This is a genomic window from Flavipsychrobacter stenotrophus, assembly GCF_002954265.1.
GTDB classification, from domain to species: Bacteria; Bacteroidota; Bacteroidia; order Chitinophagales; family Chitinophagaceae; genus Flavipsychrobacter; species Flavipsychrobacter stenotrophus.
In genome coordinates, this window is sequence record NZ_PPSL01000001.1 from 1,114,482 (window position 1) to 1,131,726 (window position 17,245).

Here is a 17,245-nt window from a genome sequence, read left to right on the forward strand (position 1 = left end):
ACGTCTATATTAGTACGAGAATATCAGAAATATCAGTTAACCTTTCAACATAGAAAACTATGAAAAAGCTCATTATTGCCATAGTCCTCATTTGCGGCACATTGGGTGCGCAGGCCCAAAAGATCTATTTTACAGACACGTCAAATACGTGGAAAGTTATCCGCGATTCACTTATTGGTGGTACTCTAGTACATAATTATGCCGACTATCATGTAGTCAAAGATTCTGTTGTTGGCGGCCATACTTATCATTGGTATAATTTCGATGGTGGTGATTGTTCCCATTGCGGCAGCCTGGTAAGGGAAGACACTGCTCAAAAGAAGGTGTTTTTGAGGTATGTGCCTCACGATTCGGAGATCGTATTGTTCAACTACAACCTGCATTTGGGCGACACATTTATAATTCATCCATTCTATGATGCCAGTTATGTGGTTACAGATACCATCATAACCATGATAAACGGCATAGGACATAAAGCCTGGGAGTTTGCGAGGTTCATACCCGGCACCACATTTGCGCATTGGTGCAAGGTGGTGGAAGGTATTGGAAATGTAGACCACCCTACCGCTATGTTCAGGCCAATAGGTATGCCGACATATACCGACATGATATATTGTTTCCATAACAATGGTACTACACCTCCGCTTTCACCCAACATTGGCAACCTGAATAACACTACCAGCTGCACTTACTACCCGTCACTTGATGTTGCCTCTGTAAGCAGCGGAAATAACGATCTAGAATTATACCCCAACCCGGTTACCGGAGTACTTACCATAACATCTCCTTTTAGCCTGGAGCAGGTAGTAATCATCAATTTTATCGGCAAAATCATGGTCTCTGTAATTCCGGCTAAAAACAAGGCCACTATAGATGTGTCTTCACTGCCAGCCGGCATTTACTTTGCCCGTATCAATGGTATGGTAGTAAGGAAATTTGTGAAGGAGTGATCAATGATATCCCTATGATTCAGTAGTTCAAGTTATAATAAATAGCCCGATCTCAACCCCATTAATACAACTTAGACGGACTATTTAACTATAACCTGTTGACGCCCAAGTAATATACTTTTTGTTTAGTTTATGGCATGATTATTTTAACAAAATATGTATGCCAAGGACTGAATATTCAAGATATACCGAATCCGAGCTTGTTACCTTTTTGAAGCAAAAAGACAGGGCTGTATTTGATTATCTCTACAACAATTACTCAGCTGCAATATTTTCTGTCATATACAAAATGGTGAAAGATCACCATACTTCTGAAGATACATTGCAAGATGTTTTTGTAAAAATCTGGAATAAAATAGACCAGTACGAAGCGTCAAAAGGCACTTTGTATACCTGGATGATGAATATAGCAGTAAATGCAGCCATAGACACATTACGATCTAAGGGCGATACGATGAAACGCAAATGCAAGTCGAATGAACATCTTTCTGCATTACCCTCGCAACAGTCAAAACCAGCAGAAACTATAGGTCTATCAGGCCTGCTGCTGAAGCTAAAACCGGAACACCAGACGGTTATGAAAATGGTATACTTCCAGGGATACACTACGCTGGAAGTAGCCAATATCCTAAATATACCTTGCAGCACTATAAAGTCACGTGTAAAGCGATCTCTTTCGTTGCTCAGGCTTTGTTATGCGTGAATTTATTTAACTCCCTTTACCGACGCATTTATCGGAACCATGATTCATATGATTAAAACATTCTCATGATGCCTGTTGGCAAAAGTGGAAGTTTTTTATTTTTTACGGAAGTTTTCTTTGAGGGGTGTCGGTTGAAATGCGGTGTGGGTAAGGGTTTGGGGCTGTTTTAACAAATTTCCAAAAACTTCCACTTTCTTCCACTTTTTTCCGGTTTCTTCCACTTTTTGCAGGGCTGAAGATTTTCAGCCCCTACAGCCTCGTTTACCGGGGTTCTTTAGGGCTGAAAATGTTCAGCCCCTATGATGTCTGTAGGTGGTTGTGATAAGGGTTCATAATGTCAAAGAGCAAACAAGTTTACACCAGAATTTGGGTGTAAATTAATACGGGAAAATGAGTTTTGAAAATAAAGATATCCACAAAAATGTGGATATCTTATTGTAATAAATGGACAATCAATTAGTTGTGTGAGGGTAATTGAAGTGAGCTATAAGAACATTTATTTTTGCAGGTTTGGACTGTGGTCAGAGACAGCTCACCGTGTGGAGCGTAGTCGGGAAGATTATGCCAGCAGCCGGAATTCATCCGAAAACGAATACGTCTGGTGGTTGTTTCTGAGCACACCAATAACGGCGAGAAATAAAAAGAGGATGTCTAAGACTTTTTAGACACCCTCCATGATTGAAATGTTTTGCCTGACATTCAGGAACAATTACTATCAGTATAATTCTATTTCATACTATTCCTTTACAATCCTTACCTGACTTACCTGGCCATTGGTATGCAACACCCTGAATATATAGACACCGGCGGCATAGTTGCTAATATCAACTTGTAAATTATTGCCTGACGCACTTACCTGCTGCATCATTTTGCCTGAGAGGTCGAATACCAGTACATTGCTAATAGCATCATCCTGGTCTGTTTCAATATTGAGCACCCCGGTTGAAGGGTTAGGATAGACCCTGATCGTAGTTGGTGTAGTTGTGGCAGCAACGGTGTTTTCCGCAGGTTTAGATGATGTTATGCTTACTACATATACAGAGCTGGTAGTACCGCAGGTATTGGTAACAGTGTACTTAATTGTATCAATACCAGACGCTATGGCATGTACCATACCCGACGCGGCAACTGTAGCTTTGGCAGTGAATACGCTGGACCATGTACCACCTGTGCCAGTAGTTGCAAGAGTTATATTATTACCTATAATGACTGTAGAAGGGCCGGATATAATACCTGAAACAGGCAAAATACAAGCAGCAAACTTACGGATGCGCTGATTGTTAATATCAGCCTCATAAACGTTGCCTGAAGCATCAACAGCAATGCCTGTAGGTCTGTTGAGCATTGCAGCAGTAGCCAAACCGCCATCTCCGCTAAAACCTACCGAACCATTGCCTGCAAATGTGCTCATAATGCCTGTTGTGCTTACTTTGCGGACACGATAATTACCATAATCGCAAATATAAATGTTGCCAAAACCATCTATTGTCATACCGTAAGGTGTATTGATGGCTGCTGCGGTAGCAAGGCCACCATCTCCACTGAAACCTAAAGCACCCGTACCTGCCACTGTGGTGATAATGCCAGAAGCATTTACTTTACGTATACGGTGATTACCCATATCGGCTATACATATGTTGCCGTAAGCATCTGTACAGACACCTACAGGACTTGATAATTTGGCCAATGTAGCCGCGGCACCGTCTCCGCTGAAGCCTGAGACACCATTACCCGCTACTGAACTGATGATACCCGATGTGTTTACCTTGCGGATACGATTATTACCTGTTTCCGCAATATATACATTACCAGAAGGATCGACTGCCACACCTGATGGATGATAAAGATCAGCAGCGGTTGCGGCTCCGCCATCAAGGCCAACACCTGAGCCTGCAAAATTGGAGATAATACCGGCAGCATTTACTTTACGAATACGCGAATTACCGTAATCAGCTATATAAACATTACCAGAAGCATCTACAGCTACACCAATAGGGTTATTGAGGGTTGCAGTTGTTGCTGCTCCGCCATCGCCTGTATTACCTGCGGCACCATTGCCGGCAAAGGTAGTAATAACGCCTGCGGCAGTGACCTTACGGATACGGTTGTTGACCTGATCTGCAATATAAATAATACCAGATGTGCTTACTGCTACGGCGTATGGATAACTTAAATTCGCTGAGGATGCAGCTCCTCCGTCTCCGCTGTAACCACTTGTGCCGGAACCTGCTATACTACTGATGTATACGGGGCCGGTGGCCGATGTTACGGTAACTGCAAAAGTGGCTGACCCGGTACCACAGCTATTGGCAACAGTGTAAGTGATAGTAGCCGTACCTGCAGCAATACCAGTAACAACGCCGCTACTGTTGATAGTAGCGATGGCGGGAGCACTGGTTGTCCAGGTTCCGCCTGTAGTAGTATTGGTCATAGTAACGGCAGCACCAACATTTACAGATGATATACCTGCTATAGCCGGAACTACAGTTGTTAATACAGTAATTGGAGCGGTTACAACAGAGGTGCCGCAGGTACCTGTTACCGAGTAACTGATGGTAGCTGAACCGGCAGTATTGCCCCTTACGACACCTGCTGTGCTTACAGAAGCGACAGAAGCGGCCGATGATGACCATGTACCACCTGTAGTAGCATCGGTTAAAGATGTAGTGGCGGCAAGGCACACAGTGGTAGCACCAGCTATAGGCGCTGCGGTTGGTAAACCATTTACTGTAATACCCTTTACCATAGTAGTAGTGCCGCACGTATTTGTTACAGCATATGTAATAACAGCGCTGCCTGCTGCTACACCGGTAGCAATACCCGCGGCACTGATCGTAGCAACAGCCGGAGTAGATGAACTCCAGGTGCCGCCTGTGGTAGCATCAGTAAAGCTGGTTGAAGTGCCTGCACAAAATGATGTAGTGCCTGATATAAGTGCTACAACAGGTGCTGCTGTGACGGTGATAGCTTTAGTAGCCACAGCAGTGCCGCAAGCACTGGTTACAGAATAAGAAATAGTTGCACTACCTGCTGCAATGCCGGTAACGATACCTGAAGCACTTACAGAGGCTATAGTGCCGGCAGAGGTGGTCCAAGTGCCACCTGTAGTAGCATTGGCCAATGAAGTGCTGCCTGCAGCACAAACAGTAGCAGCGCCTGATATAGCAGCTACAACCGGCGTAGTGTTGACCGTAACTGACTGACTTGCATAAGTAGTTCCGCAAGTATTGGTTACACCATAAGATATAATTGCGGTGCCAATTGCATTGCCCCTTACCGCACCAGTACTGCTTACTGAAGCAATGGAAGGTGTTGATGAACTCCATGTACCACCTGTTGTGGCATCTGAAAGCGATGTTGTTGCAGCCAGACAAACGGACACTGCCCCACCAATGGCCGCAACTACCGGCGCGCCGGTTATTGTCATTGACCTGGTTGCAGATGAAGTACCGCAAGTGTTGGTAACAGAATAGGAAATTGTAGTGCTACCCAGCGCACTACCTGTTACAACCCCAGAAGCATTGACTGTAGCAATGGCAGGTGCTGAGGAGGTCCATGAACCGCCTGTAGTAGCATCTGTAAGAAAAGTAGCCACAGCAATGCAGGCTGAAGACGCACCACCTACAGCAGCTACAACCGGTAATGCACTGACAGTTATAGCCTTTACAGCAGTTCCTGCACCGCAACCACCCGCTACGGAATATGTGATGGTAGCACTGCCGGCTGTGATACCTGTTACAACGCCTGAAGCACTGACAGTAGCAATAGTTGGAGCTGAGGAGGTCCAGGTGCCACCTGTTGTGGTATCTGTGAGACTTATTGGAGAACCGATGCATACAGTTGAAGCACCGCTAATTGCTGCAACTGTAGCAGTAGAGTTTATTGTAACGGGTTGCGTAACAACAGTTGTGCCGCAACTACCGGTCACTGCATATGATATGATGGCAGTGCCAACCGCATTACCCCTTACTACACCAGTAGCACTTACCGAAGCAATAGTTGGCGCGGAGGAAGACCATATGCCACCTGTAGTAGCATTAGTAAATGTGGTAGTAGCAGCAACACAAACAGATGTGGCGCCGGATATGGCAGCGATGGTTGGCGACCCGCTTACTGTAACTGTTTTAGTTGCAGTAGTTGCGCCGCAACTATTGTTTATTGTATAAGAAATTGTGGTTGTGCCCACCGCTGCACCTGTAAATCTGCTTGTGTTTTGATCTATAACAGTTACCGTACCCACTGTGGGGTTAGTTGAGCTCCAGGTATAGCTACTACCTGAATTGGTAGCATTAGTAAAAGTTATTGTACTCCCCAAGCACGCCGTAGATGCACCTACAATAGGAGAAACAGGTATATTGATAACGGCTACACCCAGGCTGTAGGCACTTCCGCAGGAGTTGGACACCGTGTATGTAGTATATGCATTACCCTGAGATAAGCCTGTAATAACGCCTGATGCATTGATTGTGGCAACAGATGGCGCTGAGATACTCCATATGCCACCCGGAGTAGAACAAGTATGTGTGAACGTCCCTGCCCCCGCACAACCAACGTTTGTACCAGCAACACCGGCAACTAAAGGAGTACCAATGCGAATTACTTTAGTTGCAGTATAGGTACCGCAAAGGTTAACAACCGAGTAAGTGATAACAGCTGTGCCCGTAGCCACACCAGTAACAACACCGGAAGCATTTACAGTTGCTATAGTTGGTGCTGAAGAGGTCCAGGTGCCACCCGTGGTAGCATCGGTAAGGGTAGCCGACGCAGCCACACAAATTGATGCCGAGCCAGATATGGGCGCTACCGATACGCCACTATTTACGGTTATAGTCTTGGTAACAGCGGTTGTATTGCAACTGTTAGTGACCGAATAAGTTATGGTTGCAGTGCCGGCAGCTATACCGCTAACAACTCCAGTAGAACTTATTGAAGCCACCGCGGGCGCTGATGAGCTCCAGGTACCCACTCCGTCGGTTGCTGCATTGGTGAATGTAGTAGCAGCATTGACGCATACCGACGAAGCACCTGCTATGGCCGGCACAATTGGTTTGCAAAGTATTTTGCGCATACGATAGTTCCATCCATCTGCAATATATATATATCCATTTGCCGCATATGCTATGCCATTAGGCCCACTTAAAGTGGTGCTCCCCGCGGCAAGGCTATCTCCATTATAAGGACCGCTTCCAAACACCCCGGCTATTTTATAAAAGTTACCAGCGGTGTTTACTTTTAATACAACGGCGCTTCCACGGTCTACTATGTAAAGATTACCGGCAGGATCAAAACAAATGCCCTGAGGTGATATATGCACGGCCGTAGCAGATCCTCCGTCTGTAGTATCGCCAGCAGAAAAGCCATCTCCAGCAAAAGTTGTAATAATGCCTGTAGCATTACTTATTTTCCGTACCCTGTTATTACCTCCATCGGAAAAGTATACATCATTTGCGGCATTTATAGCCAACCCCCAGGGATTATCCATACCAGCCGCGGTGGCAGGGCCACCATCACCTGTAAAAGTGCCTATACCACCATTTCCGCCAATTGTGGATATAATACCTGCCGCTGAAATTTTGCGGACACGGTTATTATTGCCATCTACAAAATACAATGTACCAGATGCATCAATAGCCAACCCTCTTGGATAGTTTATCAAAGCCGCAGTTGCAGGTCCGCCATCACCGGAAAAACCGTAGGCACCAGTTCCGGCAATTGTACTGATAATACCAGATGTATTTATTTTACGTATACGATTATTAGCTCCGTCAGTTATGTACAGATTACCTGCGCCATCAACCACCAAAAATGCAGGATTATTTAACTTTGCCGCGGTTGCGGCTCCGCCATCGCCGCTGAACCCGCCAACACCGGTACCGGCTATAGTGCTGATAATACCGGTGGCAGCTGTGATTTTTCGTATAACATGATGTGAAATGTCGGCGAAATAGACATTACCTCCTGCATCGAGCGTAACGCCCCAGTCAAAAAATGTTGCTGCGGTTGCAGGGCCACCATCTCCGGTATAGCCATTTGTTCCCGTACCGGCAACATTCACAATGATCTGTGCATTAACGTTTCCGACAGCAAGCAGCAACCATGTGAGAATGAGGCATTTTGTAGCAGAGTAGAAATTAATCAGTTTCATGATTTGTGTATTTAAAGGTAAATGTCTGCCTTTATACTACACGATCGAAACAGGTGGGAATGAGTCCATGGCTTTTAGGGAACGAAATCACGAATTTTGTAATTCTGATGTTGGTATCGTAATCCGAAACAGCTGATAGAGCATGAAAAAGGGCTGCTTCAACTCTATGAAACAGCCCTGTAATGTCAATGTCATTACACTAAGCACTTTGTTTTAAGCCCATTAGGAGAGCGCCCCTACAGAGCTTTGTTCTTGGGGGTGCTTTCGACGTAGGGCTAACGCCCAGGGATTTCGGTTACGAGTGGTTGAAACCCCTTGCTATTATATGTCGTCGCCTTTTCAGGACTTGTTTACAAATACATTTTAGCCTAAAACACTATCCACTAAAACACCACCTTCGCAAAGCATATCTGCTTTTTCAGCAGGCACGGAATGATCAGTATCCTTGAGGCTACCTGCTTGCCGGCGCGTGGCAGCCAGTCGGGGGAGTTATTACCCTCGGGGGTAAAGCTGCTTACTTCTGTCTTGCCGTCTGGGTCCATAGTGGCTAGTTGAATACGTGAGCGGGTATTGTTAAAATCATTGAACAGGAATGCCAGTGAACCACCTGAATTGAGCAACAGGTACGATGCAAATGCGCCACCATCTTCCTGAGAATACTGGTCTTTCGCTACAAATGAATTCCACTCACGTACACCATCTTTATTATAAGATAGTGCCATAATATCATTGTAGTGATATTCGCGGATCAGAGTGGTATTCATAGGGCTATAAAAGGCCGAGTAGTACCCTACCCCAGGCATGTAGTTAGTTCGGGTGGTGATGAACGTATTTTCCGATATCAGCACAAAACCACCATCATTCTTTACTATCAACTGCTGGGCCAGGTAGTTGTCAAACGGATTTTTTCGCTGCCTTATGGAGGCTGCTGCAGTCAGTTCATCATCAAAAGGTATAAATTTCAGGTTCTGAAAGCTGGCAGTAGCCACATCCAGTTTCGCAAATATGACCCCATCATAACTGCCATTCTTCCGCCCGGCATAGAAGCCGCCGAAGTAGATCCTGTTATTTACATTGTCTATCTTCATATATCCGCCTCCGGCATACTTGTCTTCCAGATGCATAACGCAGGGGGTAAATTTATTGTCACCTTCTTTCAACGCAAGTATCCAAAATTCATCGGCATAGTTCTCTGCACCCACAGTGGTATAAGTGGCCATGTAAACGGTACCATCATTAGCAATGTTCACCTCACCCTTGGTGAGTATTTTGCCATCGTCGAAACTGGCTTTGCCCTTCTTCAATACTTTCAGGCTATCATCGAGCCACTTACCTTCTACCTCGACCCCATTTCCACGATCGTTGAGTGTGTAGATAAATATCTTCTTTTTGTCTTCCGACACCGCTGAATAAAAGTAATTTTTCATGGCCCCGAATATGCCTGTCTTGGCCTTGGCTAGTTCTATAGGACGGCCTTTTAGCCTTCCTTTTTCATCAAGTAGCGCAGCGTATTGCACCACCTTATTGCTTTCCAATGCCTGGTACAGAATTACAATGCGGTCGTTATAGGAAATAAAGCGTGTCTGGTAGATCTTGTCAGGGAAGAAATCGAGAATAATGGTAGCTGCCTTATTCATGCTGTCATCAAATGCCTCCAGCATAGCACCATCGGTTGAACTGCGATAGGTGTACAACATACCTCCCGTCATCCCCACTACCGAATAATCTCCATTACGAAAGTCGAACTTATCTAAAGGTGAATAGATCACTTCCTGCGCATGGCCGGTGTTGTAAGAACATATCAACAATAGTATGGCCAGGGTTAGCCTTGCATATCTCATACAGCAAATTTAAGAGAGGAAGGCCTAATTAAAATGTGAATATTCTCAAACCAGCCCACTAATCTATTTCTCTAGTGTCAGTCTTACAAATTAATTAGTTTTACTCCATTAAGATTTAACTTTATAATACCTGTTTATGAAACAAATTGTATTCACTATTACTATTCTTGTCCTTTTTTTTAATGGCTACAGCCAGTCTTTTGAACAAATATTGGCAAAAGGCAAAAATATGGTTCAGGAGGAACGTAATAAGGTGGGTCTGGATACAGCAAACTATTCTGATGCCATTCAGGTACTAGACCAAGCAGTACGTTTAAACGCGGAAAATTCCGAAGCGCACTATTTTCTGGGTTGTGCACTTGACTACAATACTAATCCTGATGCAAGTACCATGCTGAATATGACTGCCGATATCGCGTTAAAGGTGAGTAAAGAATTTGAGACAGTTATAAAATTATCACCTAAGTACAGCGGCGAGATCCTGGCCATTGATCCTTACGAAAAACTATCGAGCTTATGGGCCTGCCTTGCGTTCAAGTATGCAGCAAATAACCAGAAAGACTCCGCTCTCTGGGCTTTTACAGAAGGCAAAAAGCGCGGTGGCTTTAAAGAATTCACACTCGCCTATCACCGATTAATGTTAAATAATTGTCCGCCAAATACAATCCTGTTTACATTTGGAGATATTGCCACAATGAGTATCTGGTATCTACAGGAAGTAGAGCATTTGAGGCCGGATATTATCCCGTTAAGTCAATCTATGCTACAGCTACCCTGGTTCGACACCTTTATATATAAACGACACCCTAACCTTTTTTCAAAAAATGGCAGTGCTTTAGAGCCTAGTCCGGTCAAGACATGGGATAAAAACAAAATAGTATCCATAGAAACAATCACTAAGGGAAAATCACTAAAATGGAAAATTCCATATCGGGATTCCGGATATATTTATCATTCGGATGTAGTAATGCTTGATATTTTACAAAAAAACAAATTCGTAAACCCGGTATGTTATCAGTTGGGATCGGACCCTGCAAATCTGTTGGGATTGAACGATCATCTCAAACGTATTTTCTATGCAGAAATGCTCACAACAGAGATAAAACCAGCAGATGATGTATCATTATATAAACCGGCTCTGGCATTTCCGTTCGGTATATTGAAGCTAGCAAATACTAACAGTACATCAGAAGAATTTGAGATCAACGGCATAAGAATTGAATTGTTGAGAGCTATTGGGCCGCTGCAAAAGGCTCATAAAAATGCCGACGTAAAAAAGATATATGAAAATATTTTAACATATATTCCGCCAACTACTTATCCCTTTACAGAGACTACTGTAGAGGATTACTACAATCAATGGAAATCATATTTCGATGCCCAAAGAAATTAGCGAATAGCAAAAAAATGAGATAAATGGGTCTTCAATAAACGTAGATATTGACATCTGCAAGCATCTCTTTACCTTTAACCCCACACTTTAAAATCAAAAACTAATGAAAAAACTAGTTTTATTAACAACTGCCTGCATGATAGCAGCATTTGCACAGGCACAGACCTTAAAATCTGATGGCACCGTAAATGACAGCCACAATAGTACTATTGGCTACCTGAAAAGCGATGGCACAGTGGAAGACAGTCACCACAGCACAATTGGCTATATAAAGAAAGATGGCACCATAGAAGATAGCCACCACAGCACTATTGGGTATGTAAAAAAAGACGGTACAATGGAAAATAGCCACCATAGTACTATTGGCAAAGTAAGTGGCAGTAATCCCAACGAGGCTATACTGAAACAGTTTTTCTTTAAATAACAGGAATATGAATTAAGGGAAATACAGCTCAAACGGGCTGTATTTTTTATTTTGTGAGGTATCACTAACTCATTGGCAATTATTATCTTGCACCGTATAAAAAATGACTATGAAAAAACTATTCTTGGTTGTGTGCGCTTGCATGGTAGCTTCACTCACTCACGCCCAATTTTTAAAATCTGATGGAACCATAATTAATGCCAAAAATGAAGTCATAGGCTACCTATTGGTGAACGGCACAGTAGAAGACAAAAACCATAAAAAACTTGGATCAATAGGCAGAGACGGCCGAATAGAAAATGCCCGGCGCGATGCTGTAGGCTACGTAAAAAGGAACGGCGATATAGAAGATGAAGACCACAATTTCATTACAAAAGCAATAGGTAACGAAAGGCAGGTTGCCCTTAAACTCTTTTTCTTTCCGTAATAGCATCAGGCTCTCTACACGAAACAATCCTTACATTTATTTTTTTTAAACATAAATACAATACGATAAGTATCCGACCTAATGAACAAACAACTAACTGCTATAATAGCTCTATCCTTATTACTGTGCGGTACAGCTCCATCGCATGCAGCATTTATAATTAAAAAAGCAAATACTGTTGCGCAGACAACCCTAACAGGAGATAACAACATAATCAATATCAGTACAGATGCAGCAACCTACAAGGCCGCTGATGAAAGTAATAGTGCTCTGAGTACTGACCGATCAAAAGAGAGTAAAACAGAAAAGAAAGGGTACGGTGCTACCGCATTTTTCCTCAGTCTTTTGGGCGTGGGTGCAGTAGTTGGTGCTATTTTGGTGTTACCTGCCTCTTTGCTGGGTTTCATTTTACTGGGCGTATTAGGGTCTTTGCTAGGGTTCTCGGCTATAGGTTGCGCTGAGATCGACAAGAAGAGCATTTTCCCGCAGCCTGCACTGGCTCATATAGGTATGGCGTTGGGAATTATAGAATCACTCCCTTTATTGGTACCTGTATTCCTTATATACCTCATCTATTATCTGTGCGGCGGTGGCAGGCATAAGAAAGGATTTAAATGATATTATCTGACAGACAACTACAACAGGCAGCCTTAGGGCTGCTTTGTTATTGTAATACCACTGTGATGATAATCTTACTTGCTTTTCCTCTTACCAAATACTCTCCTCAAAAAGCCTCTTTTCTGGCTTTTCAGGTCTTTATCGTTAGTTACTGTGCCTACGAGATCGGGATGTTTGACGACCATTTCCTTGATTGCTATTCTCATGTTCTTAATGATCAGAGATAGATAGGGCGCCATTTCATCGCGCGTCATGTATGCGGATGAGGTGCGCGGCGCAATACTCGGTTCAGGATTTTGCTTATACAGAAACAACAGACTGGCTACTTCTGAAACCACCGGCTTTGCTTTAAGGGTAGGTGGTGCCTTAGCCCTCACCAGCTCCAGTTTCAGGTCGGTATAGTTCATTCCCAATTTCGACTCGGAATAGTTCTGATTACCCTTAATGGAAAGGTCCATACTTTTCAGATTCAAAGAGTCTATTCTTACCTGCGCCAGTGCTTCTACCGGGTCCCGTAGTTCTTGTCCGCTAATATTGACGGCATGTCCCTTTAGCTCAAAATTGCCCAGCAAGTCGGTAAGTGTCAACGTAAGCGTAGCATTTACTTTGCTGCGACCAAGCAAAGTGCCTTCAGCACTGGCTACAAACTGCTTTTTACCTTCGATCACGGTATCAATGTTCGTTAGATTATCTCCCGTAGCTTTAATGCCGTCAAAGTATATTGTTCCTTCCCTATGGCTTGTTTCATTAACTTCGGTATAACCTATATGTCCTTTATCCACATTAATTTTTCCGAGGCAAATTTTGAGTGGTAGTTGCAGGAATACCCTTGGCGGATCTTCTGCGATCATATTAGAAGGATGTGAAGGGATAAGGTAGCTAAAGAACAGATCCATTTTCGGTGCAGACATATTAAGATGCGAAGCCCATAAGGTCTGATTATGCAACATTTGCAACCAGTTAAAATTGAGTAATTCGAAGTATTCAATGTCGGTGTTCCATATAGTAGCCCTGTGCCCCACTTCTTTGTAGAATGTTTCTCTGTTTACATAAGGATGAACACCCAGACCATTTACCTTTAGTGTATGTTGTTCGGTATTAAAACAAATATTAGGAGCCTTTATCAGGTAGCGCATGCTCCGTTTGTCGAAGACAACCGAGGCAGAATCGATGACCACCTTTTGGGCAAGCAATAGATGCATAGTATCTTCCTTTTCAGGATCCAGCAGCCAGTCAGTAAGTTGGGCCTTACCGCCTTTCAAAGAAGTTGTAAACCTATCTTTTTCATCAAGTCCCACATATTTGAAGGTAATATCGGGGCTAACTATGTCTATGGTTCCCGCCAGTAATTGTTTCAAAGTCGGCGACTGTTTTTCTGATTTAATAATCTTTGAAGAATCAACAATTCGTTCCGTAGAAACTATCAGCAGTTTACCGTTCCAAATGGATGCGTGATCAACAGACAAACGCTTTCTCAAACATAATTGCCATAGTGCAACACCATCCAGTTGAAATCGGGGAACCGATAATTTTACGCTTATTATATGGTGTTTACCCGTTTCTTGTTGCGCTACCTTTCTGGTAGAATCGGGCCAGAATTCAAGACCCGATACGGTTAATCTGCGTGTGAAAATATTCACATAAACATCTTGAATCGATGCACTATACTCCCCTTTCGTGGCCTTCCTGACCACTTCTCCCACATGTGCTATACAGTAATCTTTGTAACACGACGCTGCCCATAACAGACAGCAAGTACATGCCACCAGTATAATAAGCAGGGATATTCTGACTATTTTAAGAGCGCGTTTGCGGCTATGTTGTATCACGGAGCTACCCTAAATAAAATCATACCAATTGTCGATTTTATCGCCAGGCAACACATGCAAGCATATAAACGAGTAAAACAAATAGCGTTACTAAACTACAAGGTCATACTGTAGCAGTCGCCCGCATTTCCGCTATTACCTTATTTGCCTCTTCAAAAAGCGGCAACCACAACGAGGTTTTGTTCTCGATGTTGGTCAGAAGATCCGTGCCGGAGAATTTACCATTGTTGGTCAGCAAGAAGAATTGCACGCAATTACGCTGTGGCAAAGGAGCATTTGTTACAGGAGTGGCGTGACTGAGATGAGCCTGCGTCGCCGATGTAAAATGTTGAGCAGCACTACTTACACTTGGGTATTTGCCTGAGCCTATTATTCCCCCTCCAGATTTTACATACAAGGTAGCTTCACCTGTAATTGTAGTAATGAGCGTAACAATATCATTGCCCATATCCCAATCCATTACCGCACTGTATACTGCCGTTTCTCCTTGTGGTATCGTAGCCAGCATGGCGCCGGGGTTGGTGTTCAGCGCTATTCCTCTAAGTGTCTCGTATGGAAATTCTTTAGTGAGAGCGGATCTTCTTTCAGATTCTTTCTGCTTTTTACGCCTGTTGTAAAGAAAATAATAAACAAGTAATCCAACCTGGCTAATTGCTAAAACAATGTATAATGCTATTTCCAACTGTGTGATATATTAATACTCAAAAGTACGATGTTATAATGTACGTTGCCTTAAGAAAGGGATGTTTTTAGCCATAAATAGCTTAGTCTCTATATATCCCTCATGTAAAATTCCTCCAATAGTATAATCTACATATTTACGCAAATGAATGTAGCCAAATATAATACCGGCCAATGTAGTAAGGAACGCGCCGAATGCTACACCATAAATATTACCCAGCAACATGATACCCACATAATCGGCAGCTGCATTGACCGCCAGCATCACCAGTACCTTCTGAAAATTGATCTGTGGCTTATGGATCACATCGAGCGTGATACCATTGAACCTATCTATTGGATACATGACAGCAAATACCATAAATAGCCTGTAGATGTTGGCTGCAGCAGTTCCATCCAGTTTATGATGTCCGAGCAGACTGATCGGAATATCTGCAAACAACAATACCAGCAAGGCCATGGGTATAAACACTACTGTAAGCATACCGGAATACTTCGTTAATATACGGGCAACCTGCCCCATGTCATTATTATTGTACGCAGTTGCCATACCCGACATGCCTGTTCCCACAAAGCTTCTCAGCGGAATTTCCACTATTTCCATTAGCCTTACGGGTAACCCATAGATGGCCAGTGCTGCAGACCCCAGCATATTCTGTATAATAAATGTATCAGTGCTCCGCAATAATGACGAGCTTAAAGTGGTGGCCAAACTGTACTTACCGAAATGAACGATCTCCAATATGTTCTCTTTCCTGCATTTGAATAGCGTAAAGATCTTTGCACCCCATACCAATGCAACGGCACTGGTAAGGCAGTTGGTGATAAAGTTGTACATAAAAGCTTTTTCTATGGTCATCTGCTTAGATAGCACCAATGTGCCGAAGATAATGATCATTGATCCGCTATTCACTAGGCGCAACTTCAGTATTCTGCCGTAATCCTCTTCTGCCTGTAGTATCCAGAAGACCACTGAAAAGGGCAATGAACTTAGGAAAGTAAGACCCAGCCAATTGATAACCATACGCATTGATGGATCTTCGACATAACACATAAACGGGAGACACGCAAGATTGATGGCCCAAATTAATAAAGTTATCACTAACGCTAGCAACCATATCGAACCAAGAATAGAAACAGCATCCTCTCCTTTTTTACCCGCATAGAACTTTACAGTGGCGGTGCCCAAAAACCCATTTCTTACAGCCTCACATAATCCCAGCACAGTGAAAAAGTAGAACCATTTACCCACATCTGCTACGGTTAAGGAAACGTAAAGTAGATATATAAATCCCAGTCCGAACATAGACAAGATACCGTTACCGGCAAGAGCCAGAAAATGCTTGTTGTTGAACCTGGATAAATCAATTTTCGGCATCAGGATACTGGACTTGGTAGATTATTGACTAAAGGGCTAAAATAATACAATAATTGTATAACTACAGATTATTAATTCACTATTTGACCTTTATCCATATAGATAATCTTTCAACCATCGACACAAAAAGAACAGCTGATAACCCCGCACCCATAGCCACGTTAACGATGAACAACTTGTCTATTGCGTCATTTTCATTGGCTTCAGTATAAACATAGGAAAAAATGATACCTGCAATGAGCAGGATATAACACCAGAACTTGATCTTATTGTACTTTATTTGCTTTATTCTCATCCGGGGCAGTTCATAAGAAAAAGCAAAGATTGCTAATAAACCCAGGGCAGAGCAAATGTATTGCAGCAATATAAAAACCCTAAATCCGTGAAACCAGATGTTTGACTTAAACGAATTGGGATTATGCAAATTAAGGTGCGTAAATGAATCCCAGAGTAGATGAGAAAAGACACCAATAAGTAATGAAAGTATGACAACAATAATATTTTTTTGAAAATAAGCGATCCAATCAAACGTGCGGGCAAACTCAAATCGTTCCCGCCAGGCCCTTGGCAAATTTTCTATTAATGATTGCCTAACAAACAAATGAAATACAAATGAAATAAACAACGCAAGTGGTAAATCGAACCAGAATGCCCCTACCCAATTATGACCATAAGTCTTCTCTTTACCAAATCTTATAAATGCTTCAAAATCCGGCGCAATACTACCCACTATCAATCCTGTAGCTGAAAAAAGATGATCATATTTCTTTTTAAGCAGAGGTAATACAATTGCCGGATGTGAAAAAGTAAATGGCATGAATTGATATATAGTGAGTTGTTTAAAATATTCAAGGCC

General features: G+C 43.0%; 12 protein-coding genes. 6 read left to right on the plus strand and 6 right to left on the minus strand.

Going from position 1 to position 17,245, the window contains the following annotated elements; translation table 11 throughout:
* The first annotated feature begins 59 nt into the window (after nt 1–59).
* A complete protein-coding gene (locus CJD36_RS05005) occupies nt 60–950 on the plus strand; it encodes a T9SS type A sorting domain-containing protein (RefSeq protein WP_105037987.1) in 891 nt (296 codons plus the stop codon).
* Between the two features lie 160 nt (nt 951–1,110).
* A complete protein-coding gene (locus CJD36_RS05010) occupies nt 1,111–1,653 on the plus strand; it encodes an RNA polymerase sigma factor (RefSeq protein ID WP_105037988.1) in 543 nt (180 codons plus the stop codon).
* Nucleotides 1,654–2,389: 736 nt separating this feature from the next.
* On the opposite strand, the gene CJD36_RS05015 is transcribed toward CJD36_RS05010, so the two are convergent.
* On the minus strand, nt 2,390–7,798 hold the full coding sequence (locus tag CJD36_RS05015; RefSeq protein WP_105037989.1) for an NHL domain-containing protein: 5,409 nt from the start codon (nt 7,796–7,798) through the stop codon (nt 2,390–2,392).
* A gap of 383 nt (nt 7,799–8,181) precedes the next feature.
* A complete protein-coding gene (locus CJD36_RS05020) occupies nt 8,182–9,639 on the minus strand; it encodes a hypothetical protein (protein ID WP_105037990.1) in 1,458 nt (485 codons plus the stop codon).
* 211 nt (nt 9,640–9,850) lie between these two features.
* On the opposite strand from CJD36_RS05020, the gene CJD36_RS05025 reads away from it, so the two are divergent.
* From CJD36_RS05025 to CJD36_RS05040, 4 genes are all read left to right on the plus strand, one after another.
* Nucleotides 9,851–11,032 carry a tetratricopeptide repeat protein gene (locus tag CJD36_RS05025; protein ID WP_133162500.1) on the plus strand — a complete coding sequence of 394 codons (1,182 nt, stop codon included), beginning with the start codon at nt 9,851–9,853 and terminating at the stop codon, nt 11,030–11,032.
* A gap of 103 nt (nt 11,033–11,135) precedes the next feature.
* Nucleotides 11,136–11,456, plus strand: a complete 321-nt coding sequence (locus CJD36_RS05030) for a 5-fold beta-flower protein (protein ID WP_133162501.1) — start codon at nt 11,136–11,138, stop codon at nt 11,454–11,456.
* A gap of 109 nt (nt 11,457–11,565) precedes the next feature.
* Nucleotides 11,566–11,883, plus strand: a complete 318-nt coding sequence (locus CJD36_RS05035) for a 5-fold beta-flower protein (protein ID WP_133162502.1) — start codon at nt 11,566–11,568, stop codon at nt 11,881–11,883.
* A gap of 81 nt (nt 11,884–11,964) precedes the next feature.
* On the plus strand, nt 11,965–12,501 hold the full coding sequence (locus tag CJD36_RS05040; RefSeq protein ID WP_105037994.1) for a hypothetical protein: 537 nt from the start codon (nt 11,965–11,967) through the stop codon (nt 12,499–12,501).
* Nucleotides 12,502–12,575: 74 nt separating this feature from the next.
* On the opposite strand, the gene CJD36_RS05045 is transcribed toward CJD36_RS05040, so the two are convergent.
* The 4 genes from CJD36_RS05045 to CJD36_RS05060 all read right to left on the minus strand — a co-directional run bounded on the left by CJD36_RS05045 (nt 12,576) and on the right by CJD36_RS05060 (nt 17,206).
* Nucleotides 12,576–13,859 (minus strand): hypothetical protein, encoded by a 1,284-nt coding sequence (locus CJD36_RS05045; protein WP_133162503.1) that lies wholly within the window; start codon nt 13,857–13,859, stop codon nt 12,576–12,578.
* 574 nt (nt 13,860–14,433) lie between these two features.
* Nucleotides 14,434–15,012, minus strand: a complete 579-nt coding sequence (locus tag CJD36_RS05050; RefSeq protein WP_105037996.1) for a hypothetical protein — start codon at nt 15,010–15,012, stop codon at nt 14,434–14,436.
* 33 nt (nt 15,013–15,045) lie between these two features.
* Nucleotides 15,046–16,389: a lipopolysaccharide biosynthesis protein gene (locus tag CJD36_RS05055; RefSeq protein ID WP_105037997.1), complete on the minus strand. Its 1,344-nt coding sequence runs from the start codon at nt 16,387–16,389 to the stop codon at nt 15,046–15,048.
* A gap of 79 nt (nt 16,390–16,468) precedes the next feature.
* The gene (locus CJD36_RS05060; protein WP_105037998.1) at nt 16,469–17,206 is read right to left on the minus strand and encodes a DUF4184 family protein; all 738 of its coding nucleotides are present in this window, start codon (nt 17,204–17,206) and stop codon (nt 16,469–16,471) included.
* Nucleotides 17,207–17,245: the final 39 nt, after the last annotated feature.